This is a genomic window from Coprococcus sp. AM97-35 (assembly GCF_027697525.1).
In the GTDB taxonomy this organism is placed as follows: Bacteria; Bacillota; Clostridia; order Lachnospirales; family Lachnospiraceae; genus Allocoprococcus; species Allocoprococcus comes.
In genome coordinates this window covers 92165-116799 of the sequence record NZ_JAQESL010000002.1, presented here as the reverse complement: position 1 = coordinate 116799, position 24635 = coordinate 92165, and the positions used below count along the sequence as shown (strand labels likewise).

At 33.3% G+C, this 24635-nt stretch carries 20 protein-coding genes; 5 read left to right on the top strand and 15 right to left on the bottom strand.

From position 1 onward, the window contains the following. Positions 1-20 precede the first annotated feature (20 nt). Complete coding sequence (locus PG840_RS02325; RefSeq protein WP_044999221.1) at positions 21-479, bottom strand: GtrA family protein; 459 nt, start codon at positions 477-479, stop codon at positions 21-23. A gap of 173 nt (positions 480-652) precedes the next feature. Between PG840_RS02325 and PG840_RS02320 the strand changes: the two genes are divergently transcribed. From PG840_RS02320 to PG840_RS02305, 4 genes are read left to right on the top strand one after another with little or no spacing between them, the layout of a single operon-like run. Next, positions 653-1792, top strand: coding sequence for a polysaccharide pyruvyl transferase family protein (locus tag PG840_RS02320; protein WP_270613348.1), 1140 nt, complete (start codon positions 653-655; stop codon positions 1790-1792). Between the two features lie 2 nt (positions 1793-1794). Then, complete coding sequence (locus tag PG840_RS02315) at positions 1795-3018, top strand: Coenzyme F420 hydrogenase/dehydrogenase, beta subunit C-terminal domain (protein WP_195602019.1); 1224 nt, start codon at positions 1795-1797, stop codon at positions 3016-3018. Positions 3019-3030: 12 nt separating this feature from the next. After that, a complete protein-coding gene (locus PG840_RS02310; protein ID WP_270203971.1) occupies positions 3031-4095 on the top strand; it encodes a pyridoxal phosphate-dependent aminotransferase in 1065 nt (354 codons plus the stop codon). Positions 4096-4111: 16 nt separating this feature from the next. Beyond that, positions 4112-5461: a Gfo/Idh/MocA family oxidoreductase gene (locus PG840_RS02305; protein WP_195602248.1), complete on the top strand. Its 1350-nt coding sequence runs from the start codon at positions 4112-4114 to the stop codon at positions 5459-5461. Between the two features lie 52 nt (positions 5462-5513). Here the strand turns inward: PG840_RS02305 and PG840_RS02300 are convergent, their stop codons facing one another. From PG840_RS02300 to PG840_RS02250, 11 genes are all read right to left on the bottom strand, one after another. Further along, positions 5514-6668: a LicD family protein gene (locus tag PG840_RS02300; protein ID WP_270613347.1), complete on the bottom strand. Its 1155-nt coding sequence runs from the start codon at positions 6666-6668 to the stop codon at positions 5514-5516. A gap of 27 nt (positions 6669-6695) precedes the next feature. Beyond that, on the bottom strand, positions 6696-7655 hold the full coding sequence (locus PG840_RS02295; RefSeq protein ID WP_270613346.1) for a glycosyltransferase family 2 protein: 960 nt from the start codon (positions 7653-7655) through the stop codon (positions 6696-6698). Further along, positions 7628-8827, bottom strand: a complete 1200-nt coding sequence (locus PG840_RS02290; protein ID WP_195602188.1) for a glycosyltransferase — start codon at positions 8825-8827, stop codon at positions 7628-7630. The genes PG840_RS02295 and PG840_RS02290 overlap by 28 nt, the downstream gene beginning before the upstream one ends. 10 nt (positions 8828-8837) lie before the next feature. Next, the gene (locus PG840_RS02285) at positions 8838-10643 is read right to left on the bottom strand and encodes a glycosyltransferase (RefSeq protein WP_195602189.1); all 1806 of its coding nucleotides are present in this window, start codon (positions 10641-10643) and stop codon (positions 8838-8840) included. A gap of 15 nt (positions 10644-10658) precedes the next feature. Next, on the bottom strand, positions 10659-11393 hold the full coding sequence (locus tag PG840_RS02280) for an ABC transporter ATP-binding protein (protein ID WP_195602191.1): 735 nt from the start codon (positions 11391-11393) through the stop codon (positions 10659-10661). Positions 11394-11404: 11 nt separating this feature from the next. Further along, entirely contained in the window at positions 11405-12193 is a 789-nt protein-coding gene (locus PG840_RS02275) for an ABC transporter permease (protein ID WP_195602192.1), read from the bottom strand. A 14-nt stretch (positions 12194-12207) separates the two neighbouring features. After that, the gene (locus tag PG840_RS02270) at positions 12208-13212 is read right to left on the bottom strand and encodes a glycosyltransferase family 2 protein (RefSeq protein ID WP_195602193.1); all 1005 of its coding nucleotides are present in this window, start codon (positions 13210-13212) and stop codon (positions 12208-12210) included. A 210-nt stretch (positions 13213-13422) separates the two neighbouring features. Continuing rightward, positions 13423-14454 carry an acyltransferase family protein gene (locus PG840_RS02265; RefSeq protein ID WP_270613345.1) on the bottom strand — a complete coding sequence of 344 codons (1032 nt, stop codon included), beginning with the start codon at positions 14452-14454 and terminating at the stop codon, positions 13423-13425. A 51-nt stretch (positions 14455-14505) separates the two neighbouring features. Continuing rightward, positions 14506-16197, bottom strand: coding sequence for a hypothetical protein (locus PG840_RS02260; protein WP_270613344.1), 1692 nt, complete (start codon positions 16195-16197; stop codon positions 14506-14508). Between the two features lie 7 nt (positions 16198-16204). Next, complete coding sequence (locus tag PG840_RS02255; protein WP_270613343.1) at positions 16205-17143, bottom strand: glycosyltransferase family 2 protein; 939 nt, start codon at positions 17141-17143, stop codon at positions 16205-16207. A gap of 28 nt (positions 17144-17171) precedes the next feature. Next, on the bottom strand, positions 17172-19127 hold the full coding sequence (locus PG840_RS02250) for a polysaccharide biosynthesis protein (RefSeq protein ID WP_118199106.1): 1956 nt from the start codon (positions 19125-19127) through the stop codon (positions 17172-17174). Between the two features lie 140 nt (positions 19128-19267). Between PG840_RS02250 and PG840_RS02245 the strand changes: the two genes are divergently transcribed. After that, a complete protein-coding gene (locus PG840_RS02245) occupies positions 19268-20569 on the top strand; it encodes a transposase (protein WP_270205981.1) in 1302 nt (433 codons plus the stop codon). Positions 20570-20762: 193 nt separating this feature from the next. On the opposite strand, the gene PG840_RS02240 is transcribed toward PG840_RS02245, so the two are convergent. The 3 genes from PG840_RS02240 to PG840_RS02230 all read right to left on the bottom strand — a co-directional run. Then, positions 20763-22352 carry a hypothetical protein gene (locus PG840_RS02240; RefSeq protein WP_270613342.1) on the bottom strand — a complete coding sequence of 530 codons (1590 nt, stop codon included), beginning with the start codon at positions 22350-22352 and terminating at the stop codon, positions 20763-20765. Between the two features lie 147 nt (positions 22353-22499). Beyond that, on the bottom strand, positions 22500-23462 hold the full coding sequence (locus PG840_RS02235; RefSeq protein ID WP_118199104.1) for a glycosyltransferase family 2 protein: 963 nt from the start codon (positions 23460-23462) through the stop codon (positions 22500-22502). A 197-nt stretch (positions 23463-23659) separates the two neighbouring features. Next, a partial coding sequence (locus PG840_RS02230; RefSeq protein WP_270613341.1) for an N-acetylmuramoyl-L-alanine amidase family protein occupies positions 23660-24635 on the bottom strand: 976 nt, incomplete at its 5' end.

Here is a 24635-nt window from a genome sequence, read left to right as displayed (position 1 = left end):
ATTTCTTAACTACTTTTCTGCTATTTTTTGAACACAATCAGCTTGCTGATCACATAATTAAGCACAATTACGATCACCTGTGCCACTATCTTAACCAGCATACTGTTCATTCCCAGATTCGTGATGAAAATGAATAAGATCAGTTCCTCAATTACCAGCGTTGCTACTCGGCCGCCTATAAAACTGGTGATTTCTTTGATAAAATCAGCCGTAGTTTCAGCGTTGGAATCAAATACCCAGACTCTGTTTGTTACATAAGCAAATGAAACAGCCAAAATCCATGAACCAATATTCGCTATTAATGCATTCCATCCTATCTGAATATTCAAAAATGCATACGAGATGATACTGACTAAAAAAGTTAAACCACCAAAAAATAAATACAATAATATTTCTTTGTTTTTTTTGTAAAATGGATTAAAAATCCTTAAAACCGGAAATTCCATGATACGATCAAATATATCTTTTTCTTTTTTCATTTCTGTTATCCTTTCGTAAAATAATCTCTCTTCTTCAAACCGTGCTATTATACTATATTTTTGTTTATATAACAACGTTTTCTTTACAATATCACTTGTTGTCTCCTAAAATCCATGATAACATGATTAGTATATTTAACAACTTATTTTATATAATTTCAAGGAGTATTTTTATGATTCGAATAGGTATAGTCAGTTATAATATATATTGCAATTTTACAAACTATGGATCTGCTCTACAATCCTGGGCACTTTACCAATCTATAAAGCGTATTTCTCCGGATTTGTATCAACCAGTTTTAGTTGACTATTGCCCGGATTCTCTCTCTGACAAAGATCCTTTAAATCCTTTTTCCAATATGTGGGATCAGGACCCAGAATCCAGAAAAATGTGTGAATTGTCTCTTCCTGCCATTCGTATTAATTATCAGAAATTTGATCATTTTTATCACACATACTTTGGTTTAACTTCTCAAAAATATACTTCAGAAAACTTTAATTCTATTGCCCATTTTGATGATATTAACCATTTTGTATGTGGCAGTGATACCATTTTCTGTATTAATGAATTCAACGGATTTGATGATGGTTATTTTGCCAACTACGATGTAATGAAAGGAAATTCTGTATCTTATGCTGCAAGTTTTGGTGATGCCCATTTTGACACAGATAGCTACCAGATATTAAATAACCGGCTTCAAAACTTTTTAGCAATTGGTTTACGGGAAAATAAATTTATACCTTATCTAAAAGAACATATTAATTCTAATGGAATTCAAGTTTTTAGAACAATCGATCCAACTCTTTTGCTAACCACTGAAGATTATGATACCATAGCCGCATCTCGTATTATAACTGAGAAATATTTATTATTATATGCACGACGATACAACAAAGAAATGGAAGCTTTTGCAGAAAAAATAGCCCGTGATAACGGATGGACAATTGTTGAAATCAGCTTACGCAGTACAAACTCAGCCAAAGGACATAAAATGTTTTATGAAGCAGGTGTGGAAGAATTTCTTTCTCTGGTAAAATATTCAGAATACGTTATAACGAACTCTTTCCATGGTTTGATTTTTGCTGTACAATACCGAAAACAACTGGCAGTATTTTCCAGAGAATCCGGTGACAATAAAATTGCCGAAGTTCTGGAGTTATTTGATTTAAAAGAATGCCTTCTCACAAAAGCACCTTCAGTAATTCCACAAATCCACGATTACGATGCTGTGCATGCACGTATAAATACTGCAAGAGAAACTTCTCTGGACTTTCTCACGAAAGAACTTAATTTATTGAATGGAGATCATTAAGCATGTGTTACCTTGATACAAATGATAAAATTACCTGTTCCGGCTGCGAAGCCTGCGCAAATATTTGCCCACACAAAGCTATCTGTATGATTCCTGATTCAGAAGAATTTCGCTATCCAAAAATCAATATAGATTTATGCACGAATTGCGGATTATGCCGTAAAGTTTGTCCTTATAATTTATCTCCTCAAAAATGTTCCGGAATGAATTATACTTTTGGAGGACATATAAAAAATCAAAAAGTTTTATCAGAAAGCACCTCTGGTGGAGCTTTCTCTGCAATCGTTGATGCATGGTGCGATAAAAATTATGTAATTTTCGGAGCTGTATCAGATGGTTTAAATGTATATCATGATCATATTTTTGACAAAAAATATTTAGATAAATTCAGAAAATCAAAATATACACAAAGTAATATTGGAACTTCCTATGCTGATGCAAAAAAGTTTTTACAGGATGGAAAAAAAGTTTTATTTTCCGGTACGCCTTGCCAAATTGCCGGTTTAAAATCTTTTCTCCTTAATTGCAATCAAACAAATCTGCTGACAGTCGAGGTTATTTGCGAAGGTGTTCCTACTCCTCTTTATTTAAAAAGTTATAATAAGTATATTACTACAAAATATCATTCACGTATTAAATCAATTGATTATCGTTACAAAGATTTCAAATCCTATTTTAACCATTCTATTGGGCGATGGGATTTTGAAGTTATGCAGCTTTCTTTAAAAAACAGCAGAAAGCTTAAAACTGACAGATGGTTTAACCCGTTCTGGTCAATTTGGATCAGTCATTTAATGAGTCGACCATCCTGTTATCAATGTCCATATGCAACCAAAGAACGTTTTGCTGATATTTCACTCGGAGATTTGTGGGGTGTTCATTTATATTGTCCTGAATTATATAATCACAATAAAGGTGCTTCTCTGGTTATATGTAATTCTATCAAAGGCAAAAAGGCTTTTCTAAGTACCAAAGATATTTTTATCGGACATGAACTTAATTATGAAGAGGCTCTAAAATATCAGGGGCCTCTAAAGAATCATATTAATTCAAATCCAAACCGTGCATCATTTATACAAGATCTAAAAACTATGCCTTATACAGCTCTTTGTAAAAAATGGTCCTCTCCTCCAACAATAAAATTGCTATGGCAAAAATATGTTTGGGGAAACAGACAAAAAATATTATTTTGGAAATTAACTAAAGGATTTTATCATATTCAATAAAGGAGATTCACTATGTATTACTTAAATAATAATCTAAAAGATTTAGTTCGCATTTTTGATCAAAATGAACGCAAAAATTATTTACGACTTGACTTAAATGAAAACCCTGGAGGGCTTCCTCAAGATTTCATTGATTCTATTCTGCCTGAAATAACTCCTCAATTAATTGCACAGTATCCAGAAACCCATCACTTTTCGGAAGTCCTTGCAAAACATCTGAATACTACACCAGAACACCTTTGCCTTGTAAATGGATCCGCTGAGGGAATTCGCTATATTATTCAGGCTTTTACCTCAGAAAGCGGAAAAATTGTTGGAGTAGTTCCATCCTATTTCATGTTTCAAGTATATTCTGAAATGTATGGCCGATCTTTTGTAAAGGTTCCATATAATGATGACCTTTCAATGGATATTCAAAATATTATTTCCACCTTAACGCCTGATACACAATTACTTATATTACTTAACCCAAATAACCCGATGGGAAATGTATATTCAGAAACCGAATTTCAAGAAATCATTAAAGTATGTGAACAACTTGAAATCACTATCCTTGTTGATGAAGCCTATCATTATTTTTATCCAAAAACATTCATCAAATATGCTTTGACCTCCAAACATATCCTTGTTACAAGAACCTTTTCCAAGCTATTTTCAATGGCCGGTTGTCGACTTGGATATGTGGTTGGACATCCTGATGAGATAAAAATGGTACAGAAATTATGCACACCACATAATACAAACGCATTCGCCATGTTAGTAGCTCAAAAAATTTTGGAAACGCCTGGTATTTTATCTTCTTTAATTGAAGACTACACTCTTGGACGTGATTATTTGATAAAAGAATTAAATTCCCATAAGTATTTGCATAAGGGGGATGCAGGAAATTTCATTTTTATAAAGCCTAAAACAAATGCGCTAACCATTGTTGAAAAAATGAAATCGCAAAAACAAATTTTAATAAAATCTTATTCTAATGTCGGAAATTTTGGCACCTGCCTACGCGTTACCATTGGTGCCAAACAATATATGGAACGTTTTTTAGATGCTTTATTTGAATTAGACAATACCAATTAAAGGAGTCGCTTTTTAAATGATAAAAGTTATAACATATGGAACTTATGATCTACTCCACTACGGTCATATCAGATTACTAGAAAGAGCAAAAGCTCTTGGGGACTATTTGATTGTCGGGGTAACCTCAGATGATTTTGATAAAACACGTGGAAAAATAAATGTACAACAGTCTCTAATGGAACGTATCGAAAACGTCCGATCTACCGGACTTGCTGACAAAATAATTATCGAAGAATATGAAGGGCAAAAAATTGATGACATCCAGCATTATAATGTCGATATTTTTACTGTTGGCTCTGATTGGATTGGTCATTTTGACTATCTGAAAAAATATTGCAACGTCATCTACTTAGACCGTACAGAAGGTATATCCAGTTCCGAGCTTCGTGCAAAAGACAGTAATTTAAAGCTTGGATTAATAGGCAATTCTACCCTTGTAGCAAAATATTTTCGTGAAAGCAAATTTGTGAATGGTGCAGAAGTAATAGCCGTTTCTTCTTCCTCAACTTCTGCACAAATAAAAGCTGATAACAGTCTGTTATTAACCAACAGTTATACAGATCTTCTCTCTTCAATAGATGCTGTATACATTGCTTCACACCCTACTAAACATTATAATCATGTCAAACAGGCTTTACTTGCTGGTAAACACGTTTTATGTGAATCACCGATTGCACTTTCTGAAGCTGAATGTAATGAGCTTTATCAGCTGGCAAACAGTAAAAACTTAATCTTAATGGATGCCATTAAAACAGCTTATTCTACAGCTTATAACCGCTTGCTTTTACTTTTAAATTCCGGGAAAATCGGTCAAGTACTTTCTGTTGAATCAACTTGTACAAGTCTTAAAAACATCAAAATTGATACAACAAAAAAAGCAACTCATTATTGGAACAGTATTTGTGCATGGGGTCCTACAGCTATGTTACCTATCTTTCATATCTTAGGTACACATTGGATAGATATAAATATTACCTCTCTTATGTTAGACAAAATTCCTACTTTTGATTTATTTACAAAAATAAATTTTACTTACAAAAATGCTGTTGCTTCATTAAAAGTGGGTAAAGGAGTAAAATCAGAAGGTGAGTTAGTTATTTCTGGCACAAAAGGCTATATTTATGTACCCGCACCCTGGTGGAAAACTGAATATTTTGAAGTTAGGTTTGAAAATCAAAATGATAATCGAAGATACTTTTATCCACTTGAAGGAGAAGGGATTCGTTATGAATTAGTTGCATTCTTAAGAGCCATAAAAACCAATCAGTTACCAAATAATATTCCGATGCAAATTTCTGCAAATATTTCAAAAGTTATAAACATTTGGGAAACTGATTCTAAAGTCGTACATCTTTCACCTTCTTAAAAAAAGCAGACAACTACAATTATCCTTCTATAATTGTTTTGTCTGCTTTTCTCTATTTAACTCTTTTCTTTACCTCTTCTTCAAGAAGCTTTTCATTTTTTTTCCAATCTGCATGAATAAAATGAGGCTCTCCACATGGGAATGTATAGAAATCTTCACCGTACACTTCTTTTAAAACGTAAATATACTTATTTGGCACATAATATTCATCGCCTTCAAATTCGATTTTCTGTAATGGATAAAAAATCTCTTTTGATATTAAATTATTATCATTACAATAACTCCAACTATCAAAACTGTATAAGCACCCTTTTGCATCTTCTTTAGCACAAATAATATTTTTATCATAAAGTTTCTTATAATATTTATTAAAAATCTCTGCAATCTGAATTCCAATAGCCGAATCATCATCAACACATCCTGCCCTACGAAATTCCTGAATCAATGGATTTCCTTCATCTGTAATTTCTGTTTTTAACTCTTTTCTAATTTTCTGATTTTCTTCCCATTTTTCATATGATGCCTCACTAATCCAGTCAAACGGAAATATATCAATAAAAACAGGAATAGTCGTATCTTTATAAGTAAAACGAATCTGCTTACAAAATCCCCCTGCATCATATCTTACTGTAAGTCTATATTCTTGATGATCCTTTAATATTTCTCTTAATTTTTCAATATCCTCTCTTGCCATACAAGTATCTACATCATCATCCCATGGAATAAATCCCTTATGTCTCACTGCTCCTAACAAAGTACCTGCATAAAGCCAATAAGATAACTTATTCTCCTCACAAATTCTAGCAAAAGCTCTTAGTAAATCTTTCTCCAGAAGTTGCAAATTTCTGCTTACTCCCTTCGCTTTAGGTAATGCAAGAAAAAATCTTTTTTGAGCATCTGCTGTAGACTCTCCATCTTTTCGATACTCTTCCCAAAACATCTGCATATCCTGCTTATGATAATGTGTAATAATTCTTTCCAAACGAGCATTTTCCTCATGCAGATGTCTCACTTCATTTGATAATCCATCTATTTTTCCACTCATCTGATTATAAAGCTCGTTTTGATGATTATAACTATTTTTAATTCCCGATTCTAAAATTTGTCTTAATGAATCTGCTTTTTTTACTAAATCATTTGCCTTATCAAAAAATTGCCTTTTTCCTACTGGCAGACGCCAGTAAATATATTCCCATACTCTTCTCATTTCTTTCCTTCCCCTTAGAACTATTATCTATCTAGCCATTTTATATAATCTCTTTGTTTTTTCTTTTACTTCAAGTTTTGAATGCTTATAAAATGTTTTCAAATTAAATTTTTCTATAATTTTAACTGTTTCTAATGCTAATTTCTTTTTATTTTTCGGATTAAACTGAATCAAATCCGGAACAATAAAATTAATAAACCATTCAAAATAAGCTCGCCCCCATTTATTTAGAAATCCTTTTTCATTCCAAAATGCTGTTATTGTTCTAAGATTTTTCACATGCTGAACTAAACGTTTTTCCGTTTCATCATTATATTGTTGCATAAACGACCCGCTTCTATAGCATTGATAATAGTGCAGTTGATCTGAAATATACTGTACTCGTTTTGCCATAGGAACTGTTTGAAACAAAAATACAATATCCTCTCCAAATTTAATCGATTCAATAAATCGTAACTGATTATCATTTAAAAAATCTCGAGAATACGCATGATTCCAAATAAAGGGTTCACTATTAGTTTCGCCAAATAAAGATTTTTCATTCGGTTCTGGATAATATATATCTCTACTATTTAATTTCCATGCAACCCAGGCGTCCGGCTCTGGTATTTCAGGAAACGGTTTCGATCCATATACAATAATGTCTGCATAATGATTAATTCTCTCTTCATAAATTCTCTCACACGCATTAGTTGTTAAATAATCATCCGGATCTAAAAATACAATCATATCCCCTGTTGCCGCATCAATTCCAGTATTTCTTGCTGCCGCAACCCCAGCATTCTGTTTATCAATAAGTTGAATGCGCGAATCTATCTTCATCTGTTCCCGAATTATTTCATCTGAGTTATCTGTTGATCCATCATTAACACATACGATTTCAATATCCAAAAGAGTTTGACGTCTCAAACTTTCCAAACATCTACTCAAATAATCCGCCACATTATATACCGGTATAACTACCGAGATCTTCGGTCCTTTAACCATGATATACCTCCAATAATCTTCTTACAACCTAATTTAAAAGTATATACAACCCCATCATCTTTAACACTTTGAATTCCACCCAAAATCTTTCTTGGGAGAAATGTAATAAGTCTTCCTATGCGATACGAATAGGATTCTTTAATTTCCTTTAATTCTTTCATTGAATATCCCGGTTGATTGAGTGCATACTCATTATAAAAACCTATAGGATCTTCAACCATTTTTTTTACACCTTCCCACTTATATTCTTCAAAATATCGTGAATCCATTGTACCTTTTTCAAAGCATTCTTTAAATTCCTGAGCTGCTCTTTCTAAAAAGATATACTTAAATTTAGGACTAAGTCTCCCCAAATTCCACATATAAGTATCATATTTTATTCGATTACATACACATTCTAATACTCCACGATGTAAAGGATTCGTTTCCAAGAATTTATGCATCTCTTCATATTCATCACATACACAAAAAACTTTCTTCGGAGAATTTACTGAAGAATTCTCATTATCCTGACGATAATGCAAATATGCTTCCTGTAACAGCTGAACACGTTTAGCAAGACACATTACTTTAAAGCTAAAACTCGTATCCTGAAACGATGCTCCTGGTGTTTCATTAAAACGGATTTTATTTTCTCGAATAAAATCTTTTCTATAAATAGCAGACCAAATCGTCGGCTTCAAATTAAAAAATTCTACCATTTCCATCGGTGCATTAAAATCTGTAGCCGGACAGAATGTTTTTCTTGCACGTACTTTAGATACAATTTCTTCTTTTTCATTTCTTTCTTTCGGAATCGAATAATAATAGTAAAATCCTGATTTCACCACATCCAACTGATTGCTTGAAGCTACATTATACATTTCTTCAAACATCTCCGGATCCGCATAATCATCCGACTCAACAATACCGATATATTCACCCTCTGCCATATCAAATCCACGGTTCATGGAATTTCCATAACCACTGTTTGGCTTTGTAATTACCTTTACACGTGAATCCTTGTCCATATATTCCTGGATAATCTGCGGTGATGAATCCGTTGAGCCATCATCTACACAAATAATTTCAATATCTTTTAATGTCTGATTCACAATACTGTCCAGACACTGGCGAAGATATTTTTCTACGTTATAAATTGGTACTACTACTGTTACTTTTGGTGATCCCATATGCTCCTCCTTATAAATCCATGTTTTTATCTAATTCCAGATAATGATTCCAAAAATCCTTTGACGTAAAGGTACCAAACATATCTCGGTACTGTTCACATACTTTATCATATCTCTGGTCAATATGTTTACATACTTTAAAAAATTTAATATAAGATGCTATCATTGCAATAACACTTCTTTTTGCATCTAATACATGATCTGTACTGTCTATATACAACACTTCTTTGTATCGATACAAATCATAAATATTCGGATAGGGAATTTCTGCTTTTGGCTTTCCATGTCTTGCCGGTAAAAAATGTCCATTCATCGTAGCCATTTTCCAGCTTTTTTCTATAAATGGAACATGCTCTCTTTGTTCTTTTCCATATGGACTAAGATCTTCTTCCGTCAAACCTTTGTAACCGATAAAATCTTCTTTTGATTTCATTTCATAGTTATATGCCGCCAGTTTTTTGTGAATCTCTATTCCATCCTGCTCGCTGAACCATTTTGCTCCTTTTAAGAAATCAAGTGTTCCGAGTAGATTTAAGTCCACATACTTGTAGCGATACTTTCCTATATTGCTGCTAATCTCTTTAAATAAAACCTTTTTAAATTGTTTAGCCGTAAACTTTTCATCATGAATCGCATTCAGTATTGCCAGATTTCGAATATCATAATATTCATTTGTTCCCGGACATTTATTTTCAAACGCTTCATGCCATACACAAATTCCATTTAATAAAATAAATTCTCCATTTGCACGTAATCCATATTCAATATCATCACGATGAATAAATAACGGAAGCGGTAATTTATTTTTGTTAATAAATGTGACTGGTATGCAGGAATACCACCATCCAACATAATCATGTTCAATCTCGACTTCATTTGTAATGCATTCTGCCAATGAAGTCATATCAAAATCATGATTATGTGCAATCATATCTCCATTGTTCCATAATGCTCCGCTTTCATACTGGATACTTGGATGATCCAGTCGCATCAGAGCTCCACCAATTACATAATTATAATATTTCTTCTTTAAATGTTTTAAGAAAAGATAATTTCTTTCAATTGTTTCCGGTAATATAATTGCATCATCATCCATTAACAGAACGTGACTTATTTTTTCTTCGCCATTTAAATATTCCAGCATGGTGCGGGTAAACCCGCCTACTCCACCCAAATTTTTATTTTTTACGACATGGATTTCTGGATTTTCGATTTTCTCTGGTTCTAACGTACCCGCATTGTCCGAAATACAAATTTTAATATGATCATACGCTTCTGCAGCCGGATTATTCAAGATTCCCTCTTTCAGGAGATTCATATTACGCTCTACATATTTTTCTCTCTTGAACGTACAGATTCCGATTCCTATACAAATATCATTCTCTTCCATACCCGTCTGATCTGTTGAAAAATCAACCTCATAAAGCACTGACTCTGACACTGCCTCAATTATAACTCCAAGCATTCCTTTCTCAGGAAGCGTAAATTCATTTGAAGTTACATATCCCGAAGCATCCGACTGGATTTCCTCGTCCAGTACACCATGTCTTTCTACATCTCCATCTTTCACCTGAAGATGATCTATTTTTACTTTTACAATTCCATTCAGCTTTAATCTAAGATAAACAGACTCAACTCCAACATATTTTTTCCACTTCAGGCATGAAAATAAATTAAAATATGTTTCCAGATTTACTTTTGCCAAAGTCTTTAACTCAACTTTTTCCTTGTCGGTCACAACATTATCAGTTGTTTTCATATAAAGCTGAGTCGTCTCTTCTGAATACGGATATAAAGCAAATTTTTGTAGTATCATATTTCTCCCATCAAACTATTCATTCATATACTCATTGGTTACTTCTTCAACCAGACCGCTTTTTCTTACCACACCTTTATCAATCCAAATTGCATGATCGCACAGCTTTCTTACAGATTTGACATCATGCGATACATATAAAAGTGTTGTTCCTCCACTGAGCATATCTTCCATTCGCTTATAACATTTTTCCTGAAACTGATAATCTCCTACAGACAAGATTTCATCAACAACCAGAATATCAGGCCTTACCATCGTAGCAATCGCAAATCCAAGTCGAGCCTGCATACCTGATGAAAAATTCTTAATCGGTACATCCAGGAAATCCCAAAGTTCCGCAAACTCAATAATCTCATCAAAATGCTCTTCCATGAATTTTCTGGAATGTCCCAGTACTGTCCCATTTAAAAACACATTTTCTCTTGCTGTCATATTCATATCAAATCCAGCACCCAGCTCAATCAATGGAGCAATTGTACCTTTCGTTGTAACAGTTCCCTTATACGGTTTTAAAATCCCACAACATGCTTTTAAAAGAGTGGATTTTCCAGAACCATTTGTTCCAATAAGTCCCCACGCTTCTCCCTTCTTTACTTTCAGATTTACATCTTTTAACGCCAGAAACTCCTGAAACATCAATTCATGCTTAATCAACTTAATCACATATTCTTTTAAATTATCCACCTTTTCAGATGCCATGTTGAACCGAATCGTAAGATGGTCAACATCAACAATATATTCTTCGCTCATTATCTTTTCTCCTAGATATACAAAATGAAGTTATCCTGTGTTTTCTTAAACACACCAAGTCCAATTGCCAGCATAATAAATGCCATCACCCAGCAGCCAATAAAAATTCTAGGTGTTGTAAAATGTCTGTATAAAACAAGATCTCTGAAAAACTGGATATAATAATACATCGGATTGCAGTATTCTACCAGTTTTCTCAGCCCGTCCGGAAGAAGATCAATTGGATAAAACATTGGTGTCACATACATCCATGCTACAGTAATTGCATTATAAATATACTGAATGTCTCTAAAGAAAACATTTGCTGCTGACAAGAAGAATCCCATTCCACACACAAAAATATAAAGCGGTATAACTACCAGCGGAAATAATAAAAAATATGGTGAAAATGGTGTTCTTGTAATCAGCATCACCAAAATCAATGCACCCATTGAAAAAATAAGATCAATCAATGAGCTTGTTACTTTCGACAATGTAAAAATATATTTTGGTACATAAATTTTCTTAATCAGTGCTCCATTATCCAATACTGAATACATGGACATATGGGTTGCATTATTCATAAAATCAAACAGTGCCTGTCCAGTAAGCAGATAAACTGGAAAGTTTTCTATTCCACGCTGAAACATCTGTGAAAATACAAGCGTCATTACTAACATAATCAGCAACGGATTCAAAATGCTCCATACATATCCCAGGAAACTTCTTCTGTATTTTAATTTCACATCTCTGACTACCAGTTCTCTTAATAAATCCTTATACCTAAAAAATGTATTTATCCTATCTCTTGTCACACTCATTTTTCTTCTCCATCTTAATATGAATTTCTTCGTCCCTTAAAAGCAAGAACCGCTAACGGGAATGCAGCATATCGAGTTTTCCTCAAAACCAGAACAGCCGGATTCTTTACTCTGTCATAGACTTTCCGGTTCTTATGATAAAAATATGCATCCAATTTCATTGCTTCTTTTCTCATACCATTCTTAAGAGGAAAACTTATATAAATCTTCATCTGACTGGTAAGAATTGTTGCTGTCAGCTCACGGATATACTCCAGATTCGCTACCGGAGCAATCTTTTCTGCTTTCTTGCAATAGCTGTTCAGCCGCATAAGCACACGTAAATGATTCTTCAGATTCTTCTGCATCTTCTGAATAGACATACTCTGTCCCGGAAGTCCCAGGCGATACTGATAAACCGGCTCTTCTATGAAATACACTGTCCGCACATACGGAATCGGAAATGCAATAAATTCCACATCCACATAAAAAGTGTGTTCGTCAATCTGTTCATCAGCCTTTCTGAACAATTCCGTCTTCACAGTTGTCGCATGCATATCAATAATCGTTTTACCGACAATCTCTTCAAACTGATACAGCTTATTATACTCTATTTTTTCAAACGGATGTTCCTGCCTCTTCTCTGGCATTCTCGTTGTATGATTGATCCAGGTATAATTAGACGCCACAATATCTGCATCGCTCTCTTTTAACACTTTCACAAGATGAATAAAACTTCTTGTATCTACCCAGTCATCTCCATCAACCACTTTGAAATATTTTCCTTTTGCTTCACGGACACCCGTGTTAATCGTAGAACCATGTCCCCCATTCTCTTTATTGATCAACCGGAATGTATTTTCGTACTTGTCTACATATCGTTGTGCAATCTTGACAGTATTATCACTTGAACCATCGTTCACGATCAATACTTCAATATCATCCATAACCTCGGAATTCACAAAAGATTCCAGACAGTCTTCCAGATATGCTTCTACATTGTAACTTGGTATCGTTACTGTTAATATCTTCTCGTCCATTGTTCTCCTAACTTATATAAATAATATTTTTCTCAAAAAAAGTTGGTTTTACAGATATTTAGTTCTATCTGAATCACCAACTTTTATTTTGATTACTTGATTATTATACTACACTTTTCTTTAGATGGAAAGATTATATCAAATGCTTGTTTTTTTGTCAAACTTCTATTATTCTTATATCTTTACAAAATGTCTATTATAACAAAGTATTTAATTTTTATACCCAAATATTCTTCTTACAAAAGTAATTTTAGACAAAATATATGTAATTCCCAAATCCAATATCAGCTTGCAAATAATTATTACCACCAACCGAACTTCTTCAGTTCCTCCCATTATAATAATTTTATCTGTTATCTTCCACCATTGAACTAAATTAAGTTCTATAACATGCACACACAATATTAACAAACTATATCTCCCAAAGTATGCAAGCACATTACTAATCTTTTTCGTTTTAATTTCTATAGTCCTTGATATTAAAATAACCATTGCACATGCACACATACTACCAAAGATATCCACAATTCCTCTTCCTATATCACAATGGACTAACCAGAATGACTGAAAATCTTTAATAAAAAAGTACCATGTAACCATTGCAAATCCAATTCCAAATTTTTTCACTTCGTTCGGAATTTCTTTTAGTATATCTTTTGTTAAGTTCAAAAGATTTCCCATATACATAAATAATGTTGCACATGCCCCTGCTTGTATACTCAACGGAAACCAAAACAATTTCCTAGAATAATAACCTATCGCAAATATCACAGCAATAGAAAACAATCTAATATATTTATTAAAATTTAGAGATATCCTCAAAAAAATACTTCCCCAGAACGTCGCCAACAAAAACCATATTGCTCCGATTCCCGGAATATAAAACGGATTAGTATATGAATCACCTGCACCATATACCGAAGCATAACTCCATTTTTTTATTTCCACAATAGCATCACCACAAATTGCTCCTTGTAACGTTGCAATTATAACTATTGCAAAACACGTTATTAAATACGGAATAATCAACGTTCTTACTTTATTTCTAACAAAAATATTAACTTCACATTTATCACTAATAAAATACCCTGTTATAAAGAAAAAAATTGGTACGTGAAATGTAAATACTACTCGGTTAATATTTGCATTTCCCATATGTCCCAGAATAATACAAATCATTGCAATTCCTTTAGCAATATCTATATATTGTAGTCTTTTATTATCTAATATTTTTTCTTGCATACCAATCTCATCCCCTCGTATGTTCTTTTCATTTACTCAATCTAATTATTATCACCGTTCCAAACAATATATGACACTCATATCATCCGTCCCCAACCATTTAACTTTATTATAATTCAGACTAGATTTTATATATTCAACACAATCATCCATTTCCATTCCTTGATCAGACACTAATGTATCCACATATAAAATTAGTTGTTCAGAAGAATTGTCTACTGAATTTATATTTTTTTTCAAATTATCCAAATTAGACTGATAAATAGTTTTTGTGTTCATAAGGTTTAATGCATTATTCAGCATTCTGTATGGGGCCGTATAAACATATAAACACGGAACATCTGTATAATTTTCTAATTCAGTTGCAATCACTCCTTTTTCTTCATAAATATATTCTGGATCGTTTGCATAAAATGTTACACCTATTATAAGAATGGAAATAATTCCCATTGCAAAAGCTCGTTTTACCTTTTTTTTAGTGCAAACTTTCACAGTTATTTCTAGTAATAAACACATTAGCAAAACAAGTAACGGATAAATGCACATCATAAATCTATTTGAAATGAAAAGTGTTATTTTACATACCAATATATAGTAAAATGCGCAGATAAACAATATTCCTACAATAATAAAAACATTTTTTCTAATTACTATTTCCTTTTTTTCAAAGTCATTTTTTTCAATAATAATACAAATTAAACCTTTTTCAGTTTTCTTTAATTTAATATTAAAAATCATTCTTGAAAATATATAGCTGATAATAATAATAACACATATACCTATTATAACTCCCCACACGCTTCCAAACAATTCTGAACTCACATCAGCCCAATACGCTTTTAATCGATTTGACCAATCACTAAAATTTCTCATGTTTGCATGTGTCTGTGCACTATTAGAATTTCCGTCGTTTCCACTTATTTTCTGTATATATGTCGGGAATAAGAGAATCGCACTTATTCCACCTATAGCTCCTGTCAATATATACTTCAATAAACCTTTTCCCGATTTTTCTTTATACAAATATAATAAATTTAGTAAAACTACAGGACAAGCAAATATTATGAAGAAAAAATGTGTATACATTCCACCCAAAGTTGCTATCCCCAACAAAATATAATTGCTTAATTTCAGTTTTTCTTTTTGGTATAAATAGATATTTTCTAACAAAAATAATAAACACCATAAAGTCAGTAACATATACATTCTAATATATGTTACTGAATTAATTGCTCCTATACTAAATCCATATAACACTTGTACTGCAATAAAGAAAATATTATTATCAGATACACATTGCGATATCTTCAACAGCAAAAACATCACAATTACAAAATATATAATATTAGGTATTAAGCCAAACCACTTACTAAAAGTCCCTGTAAAAAGTGACGAAACGCTATGCAATACCATATAAAATAAAGGTGGATGTGCATCATGCATTTGATTATTCACCACTGAGCCAAATTTAAAATTTTTCCCTTCATCAACAGTTAAATATTTTTTGAATAATTCTGAAGATATTTTCACATTTTCCAATGAATTATTATCCTCTAATTGAGCATGATAATAACTATTCGATAATCCATATGACCATATTTCATCCACAAAATATCCTTTTTTCATATTGCAATAATATAGCATAAACAAAACTTGAATGCATAAAATCACTACAAATATGATATATATATTTGTCTTTTCAACTCTATCTACAAGCTTATTTAATCCCTTCTTTATCTGCATTTATTTTTTACTCACTTTCTCTCACAATATATATAGGTCTCTTTTTCGTTTCCAAATACGTCTTCGATAAATACAATCCTATAATTCCAAGACATAGCAACTGGATTCCACCTAAAAAGAATATTATTGTTACCAATGACGGCCATCCCGCAACTGGATCTCCGAACGCTAATGCTCTAATAATAATTACTAACATAGAAATAAATGAAACTCCGCAAAATACAATTCCAAACACAGATGCAATCGCTAAAGGTGCTGTAGAATATGCTAAAATCCCTTCAATTGAGTACAAAAACAGTTTCCAAAAAGACCATTTTGTCTCTCCTGCGCTTCTTTCCACATTTTCAAAGGCAATCCACTTTGTATGAAATCCCACCCAACTGTAAATTCCTTTTGTGAATCTATTATATTCTGCATCTCTCAAAATAGCATCCACCATTTTTCGTTTCATTAATCGGAAATCTCTTGCGCCATCTACAATTTCTGTTGATGACATTTTATTGATTATCTTATAAAACATTCTCGCAAAAAAAGACCTGATAGGCGGTTCCCCTGCCCGGTTAACTCTTCTCGTAGCAACGCAATCATAATCTTCTTTACCTTCTGACTCTTTAATTGTTTTCCACATTTCCGGCAGCAGTGACGGTGGATCCTGCAGATCCACATCCAATGTTGCAACATAATCCCCTGTTGAAAGCTGTAATCCGGCATATAATGCAGATTCTTTTCCAAAGTTTCTTGAAAATGAAACATAATGAACTCTTTCATCCTTTGCCCGCAGATCTTTGAAGCACTGCAATGTTCCATCTTTACTCCCATCGTCTACAAAACAAAACTCAAATTCAAACTCATCTTTCAACTGTTCTATTACTTTCAAAGCTTCTCTGTAAAAAATAGGAATTGCTTCTTCTTCATTGTAACAAGGTACTACCAATGACATTTTCATAATTCTGTTCTCCAAACTACTACTGTTGTTAAATAGTTGTATGTTCTTTTTCTACGCTTGGCCCTTCATGACTGATTCTTCCCAGACTCACTAGTTCTTGAAAAGCCTCACTATCTCTCTTCTTGTCTTCCGGCCTGATATGATACGTTGAAATAATTTCAGCAACTTTTTCTTTAATATCCGGACTTTCTTCCATCGCCGCTTTTTCAAGCTCTCTTAACTGGCTTAAGAAATGTACCTCATCAAACTCCAATGGTTTCCCAATAAAGATCAAGTCATTCGCTGTTTTTTGAAGTCCTTCTTCTTTTGTCAGCAATTCTTCATACAACTTTTCACCCGGTCTTAAACCAGTATATTTAATTTCCATATTCACACCAAGTGTATAGCCGGAAAGCCGGATCAAATTCTTTGCAAGATCGGCAATCTTTACCGGTTCTCCCATATCCAACACAAAGATTTCTCCACCATGTGCGTAGGCTCCTGCTTGTAACACCAGTGATACAGCTTCAGGAATCGTCATAAAATAACGAATAATATCTGGATGTGTAACCGTAACTGGTCCACCTGCTTCCATCTGCTTCTTGAAAAGTGGTATTACACTACCATTACTTCCAAGTACATTTCCAAATCGTACAATTACATATTCTGTTCTGGAATACTTACTAAATGTCTGCACGATCATCTCACACATACGCTTTGAAGCTCCCATGATATTAGTAGGGTTTACAGCCTTGTCAGTAGAAATAAGTACGAATTTCTTTACTCCATACTTGTCCGCTGCTCTTGCAGTCTTGTATGTTCCAAACACATTATTTTTAATCGCCTCATTCGGACTGTCTTCCATAAGCGGTACATGCTTATGGGCCGCTGCATGAAATACAACTTCCGGGCGATAATATTCCATTACACTTTCAATTCGACTCGTATTACGGACAGATCCAATTAATACTTCCAACTTCAGATTTGGATATTTTCGGATCAGTTCCTGCTGAATCTCATATGCATTATTCTCATAAATATCAAATATAATCAGAAGCTTCGGATTATGCGCAGCAATCTGACGGCAAAGCTCACTGCCTATTGATCCCCCTCCACCAGTAACCAGTACTCGTTTATTACTTACATACTGTCCAACACTTTCCATATCAATGTTTATTGCATCTCTGCCAAGTAGATCCTCAATCGATACTTCTCTCAGATTTGATACTCCAACTTCATCATTGATAAGCTGATACATGCCCGGTAAAATTTTAAGTTTACAATCTGTAAGATTACAAATTCTTAAGATATCACGGGTAGCCTTATTTCCTGCTGACGGAATTGCAAGGATAATTTCTTCTGCATCATATTTTTTTGCTGCTTCCTGAATCATATCTCTTCCACCGATAATCCGAATTCCATGAATATATTTTCCCTTTTTCGACGGATTATCGTCAATAACACATACAACCTTTTGATTCAGATACTTACTGCTTTTCAGTTCTTTAATGATCATATTTCCCGCTTCACCAGCTCCGATTACGATCGTATTACGGGAATGCTTCGCTGATTTTTTGATTCCATTCTGCATCGTGTGCAAAATCCGATATGAAAAACGAGTGATCAACGTAGTAATACTAAGCAAAATAAAGTAGAAGAAATAATAACTTCTTGGAATCGGCAAATATAATAAACTGAATCCAAAAGCCTGAAATGCTGTCGAAAGCATTGCGGCACACACAATCAATAGCATCTCATATAAACTGGCATAAGACCAGACACGATTATACAGATTCAACAGTAAAAAGATAATTACCGTCGTAATCACATTTATAATCATGTAGTGTTCTACACTGCTCATGTACTCCTCTGGTACCCAGATGTTATCCAATTTAAAGCGCAATATAATCGCTAAATAAGAATCCAAAACCACAGTAAGCATGTCCACGATAAACAAAGCAATCATTCTGCTTCTGGAATTTTGAAGTCCCCATCCTTTTTTCATATCTAACCTCCATTTTTATAATATAATAGCCATGAGCAAAACTCCACACATTCAGTATTTATGCGGGTTTGCGAGGCATGGCAACCTCATTAATCACTTCAAATTTATAGTAACAATCAGCTCCAAATGGTATAATTAAGTTGTCAAAATCAATTCACCGAAAGGAGCTGATTGTTATCTATCGTCAAGAAATTTTGAAAGACATTCGTCTTTTCACTTCACAACCAGTTGCAAAGTTTTATGATTCTCTTTTTCTGAATCTTGATTTATCCTTTGTTCCGGAATTCCCCAAGACAGGAAGGAAAGGCTTTTCAAATCACGCTATGATTTGTTCCTTTATTGTCATGAAATGCGAAGGTTTCTCCATGATTTCCGATCTTGTCGATTATCTTCACAATAATCTTCTGATTGCGCATTTTTGTGGCTTTGATATTTCTCGTCCACTTCCTTCTTATTGGACTTTTGATCGCTTCCTGAAAAATTTCGATAACAAAGTTCTCTCTGAAATCATGAAAACTCAGGTGTTATTCCTTTCTAAAGAAGGTATTGTAGACACTTCTTTTATTGGCTTAGATTCAACCCCTGTCTCTGCAAATACTTCACAGAATAATCCGAAATCTTTTCTCTCAAATAAGTTTAACCCCGGAAATCAACCAAGGGCGGATTCGGATTGTAGACTCGGCGTCCACACTGCATCCAATCAAACGAACGAGAAAAAATATGAATTCTATTGGGGCTATAAAAATCATGTCCTTGTAGACTGTATTTCAGGTCTTCCTATTTATGAAATGACCACAACCGCGGAAGTTCATGATGCTATCGTCGCTTTAGATATCCTTGCTGCTACCCATTCCTTTCAACCAATAACGGACTGCACATTCCTTGCCGACAAAGGTTACGATGTCAAAAATATCTACAATCAGGTTAAGGATCTTTACAATGGAGAATGTATCATTCCATTAAACAAACGTAATTCCAAAAATCCGAAACTTCTTCCTCAAGGGAATCCCATTTGCGAAGCAGGGCTTGCCATGTGGAAGGATGGTAAGTTTTCCGATTGTGGTCGTACCCGTCAAAAGTTTTGTTGTCCTCTAAAATCAAGTAAAGATACCGTTTGCCCATGCCACCACAAAAATTTCTATAATGGTAAAAAGCATCGTGGCTGTACGAAATATCTCACCATTCCTGATGATTTAAGACTTTCCATTGATAGGGACAGCAAATATTTTGAAAGTAATTATTCACTCCGCACAGAATGTGAACGCTATAATTCGCGTTTTAAAAATACTGGTCAGGAGCGGATGTGGGTGAGAAATAAAGCGTCTGTTACAAACTTAAACACACTTGCCCATATCAGTTTACTGGCAGTTGCCGTTGCCGCAATCACTAGACATTCCGGTCAGTCTTATCGCAAACTAAAAACAATAAAACGAATTGCTTGATTAAAAAATTCTCATAGTCTTATGATTTCGTAAGTTTTGGACTTACGTTAGCTTTGCTATGCCATAAAATCGTAACCTCAAACTTTATGGAAACTAACTGCCACGTCCTACTTTTGAATTAATGTGTTTTGCTCATCTCTAATAATATAAATTTCAAATCTAAATTTGAAATTTATATTATAATTTATCAAAATTATTTTCCATATTTTTCATCCGCTTTATTTGTCAAATAATCTACAATCATTTTCGCTTCAATCGCAGCATATGGAATCAGAAGTAAGAAATATGTAAATGCATATTGCCCTTTACCTTCCCATATCATATGAAACAAAAATCCACCAATAAAGACTGTTCCTGGAAACCAAATAAATATATTTTTTCGTTTTCTATTAGTAATCACATACAAAAATGCCAGCCAATATACAAACGACTGCAAAACATCCAGTACTTCAATTACTATTTTTTGTAGTTTTCCACCATTTAATATGCTATCCAAATATCGAGAAATAGTAACATTCTTTTCAAACTGGTTAATCCAAATTCCTCCAAATGTAGGTTCACACCATTGAGACAGCATTTTCTTTGTATAAAACTTTATTGTATATATAGGATTTTCAGCAAAATATGTCATTCTTTCCCTAATATATTTCTGAGCCTCTTCAGCTGTTTTTTCAGAATCACAATCATTATTTAAGTATGTGTCTGCATTATATCCATTATACCAGCCTGGTGCCATACCTGTTTCTTGCATTCCCATAGCAATCCAAGCAATTTTAGGAATTCCTTTTCCTAAATACACATTTTCCTGAATACTCAACAATTTAACCGGACCAGATGTTGCTATTATATAGGAACAGATTACAATTACTGCAAAAATAATATTTTTCTTTTTTAAAGATATAATCCAATCTATGCCCAAAAAAATCAACATTGCCAATAACACAATCAAATAATTTGACTTAATCATTAGAGCTATTCCAATAAATACCGTACTTAATATCATATTGCAGACTTTATGATTTTCAAAATACTCAAATTCATAATACATAGCCATCGTTGAAAACGCACATCCCATTAAATTTCCATACAAAAAAGATGTATAAAATACCATCGGAAAAAATAATATCAAAAAAAGAATTCCTATTTTTTCCGCATGAACTGCTGTGATTTTTTTCAAAACTTTCATTAAATATATGTCAATCAATACTACAGAAACAACATTCAAAATTTGAAATGCCATATAATTATTTATACCAAAAAGGCTATATATTATCTTAAATACTAAAATAATTCCTGATTGAAATGGGTATTGATTCAAATATCCACCCTTAAGAAAATCTGCTTTATCATACGTTTCTGAAAAAAGATTAGCTGCTATTGCTGAACAAAATCCTTGATCTGCTCTAGGTGTCAATTGCGTACAAACAACCCATCCTATTCCTAATATGCAATGCATGCAGATTAAAAGTTTATATATGTCTATTTTTTTCCCATATTGAGATTTATATTTAATAATTTTATTGTTCCTTTTCAAAACAATATATATTTTATACATAACTATCATTCCTATTATGATAATCACATACTTAAAAATATTATCTTTATTGTAAAAAGTAAATTCCCATAAAGTGTCCGTATCACATAACTTGCAAGTATATACAATTGAAGCTATCGATAATATAAATAATATTATTCCTAATACAATTTTTATAATATCTCCCGCAATATTCACAATAAGTTTTCTAAAATTATAGACTTTTCTTTTATTTTCAACCCTTTCCATAAATGATTCCTCCAATATTTATCACAGCATACGCCTTATGTAATATAACATGTTTCACATAATATCGCAATATTTCCACTACTCAAGTCTACATTTAAGTAAATTCTTATTGTCTCTTAACGGAAAAGGATTTTTCAACATACATATTTAATCCTGAACATCATCTGTAGTTTCACTAATAATATATCTTGGTCTTGCCTTTGTTTCCAAATATATTTTCCCAATATATTCCCCAATAACACCAAGCGAAAGTAACTGAATCCCTCCGAGAAACGCTACTATGCAAACCATACTTGCCCAGCCAGCAACCGTATTTCCCATAACCTGCATAATAATTGCCCATATAATAGCACAAAATCCAAGACATGAAATAATTGTTCCAGCTGCTGTAATCATTCGGATAGGTTTAATGCTCAAACTGGTAATACCATCAAATGCAAGTGCCAACATTTTTTTCAACGGATAATGACTTTCACCCGCAATTCGTTCATGCCGTTCATAATATACTGAAGTACTGTTAAAACCAACTAACGGAATCAATCCACGTAAGAAGATATTTACTTCTTTAAAATCAGAAAATGCATCTAATACTTTTGAAGAAATCAGTCTGTAATCTGCATGATTAAATACAACTTCTGCTCCCATCCAATTTAACAAATGATAAAAAGATTCTGCTGTAAATCGCTTAAAAAATGTGTCTGTTTCTCTCTTGCTTCGTACTCCGTAAACAACTTCAGCCCCTGCCATATATGCATCTACCATCGCATCCATTGCATTAATATCATCCTGTCCATCGCAATCAATCGAAATTGTAATATCCGCTGCTTCTTTAGCTGTCATCAATCCAGCCAGAACAGCATTTTGGTGTCCACGATTTCTGCTCTGTGCAATCCCTTTATAATGATATTCTTCCTTTGATAATTTTTTAATTAATTCCCATGTACCATCTTTGCTTCCATCATTAACAAATAAAATACGGCTTTCATCAAGAATCTTTCCTTCATTGACTAACTGATGAATTTTTTCCAAAAAAAGCGGCGCTGTAATAGGTAACACTTCTTCTTCATTGTAGCAAGGAATAACAATATATAAAATTGGTACTTTTCTCATTATTTTTATCCTTTCAATCTTACTGTAATTACTCAACTATTCTAACACTTTGAGGTATATTTTACAATCTTCTGCTGATACCCTAAAAATAAATTTTTATACTTTTTAGTTCAATTATCTAGAAAAACCCTTTGAAATCCCGATTTTCACCAAGATTCCAAAGAGCTTCTTCATTTTTCACCTTTTACAATATGTACTTACTTTTCAAGCTGGTTCATTAATTTAATAATCCCCTGGCCATACTCTACTCCTGTTGCCCAACCAGCTCCTATCGGATTTTCATGGGTGCCAAGCCATTCCACGTATTTTGCTGAGCCTTTGTTTACTAAACGAAATCTAGGATCAACACATGTATATTTTAAATCTTTCTCTGTTAAACCTGAAACTGCATATGCTTTAAGATGCTGAATCTGAGCTCTGACGCCCATTCTTACACCATTCTCTCCATATTTACTAAAATCAGCTCCGGAAGCTCCGTTATCAGTAGCTCCTAAACCAGCGAAATTGAACTGTTCTATTTTCACCTGTCCGCCAAATTGTAACCATCCTGTTTCCTTCATACTCTGGCACCATGCAACCGCTGGATCTACACCTTCCGCTGTTGCTTCTTCATAATAAATACTGGCAAATTTTTCTATACTTTCCGCTCCACCTTTTTTTAATTTTTCAGTTGGATACGTTTCGCCTGTATTTTTATAAAACTGTACCATCTGCGTCACATTTGTGGTAGATGTATTTACAATCAGATGGCTTGCTTCTTGCTGTTTTTCTACTCTTTTACCTGTATTATCATAATAATGTCCATTTATGGTAGTATTTTTTACCATTGCACCTGTCACAGCATCAAAATAATAATAGTAATTTCCTATTTTCTGTTCTTTATAGAGCATTTTTCCATCCGTTCCATAATATACAGTTTTTCCCGGCAAATTATAGAATCCCGTCGCCATCTTTCCAGTTATCGTATCAAAATAGTACCATGCATCACTGATCTTCTGTTCTCCATACTGCATGACACCACTTCCATTATAGTACACAGTCTTTCCTGGTAACTGGACGAATCCCTTCTGCATGACTCCATTCTTATCAAAATAATACCATCTTCCGTTTTCACAATATTCGCCGATCTTACTTTGTCCATTACTTTGATAATACCTTGTTTTTCCGTTTACT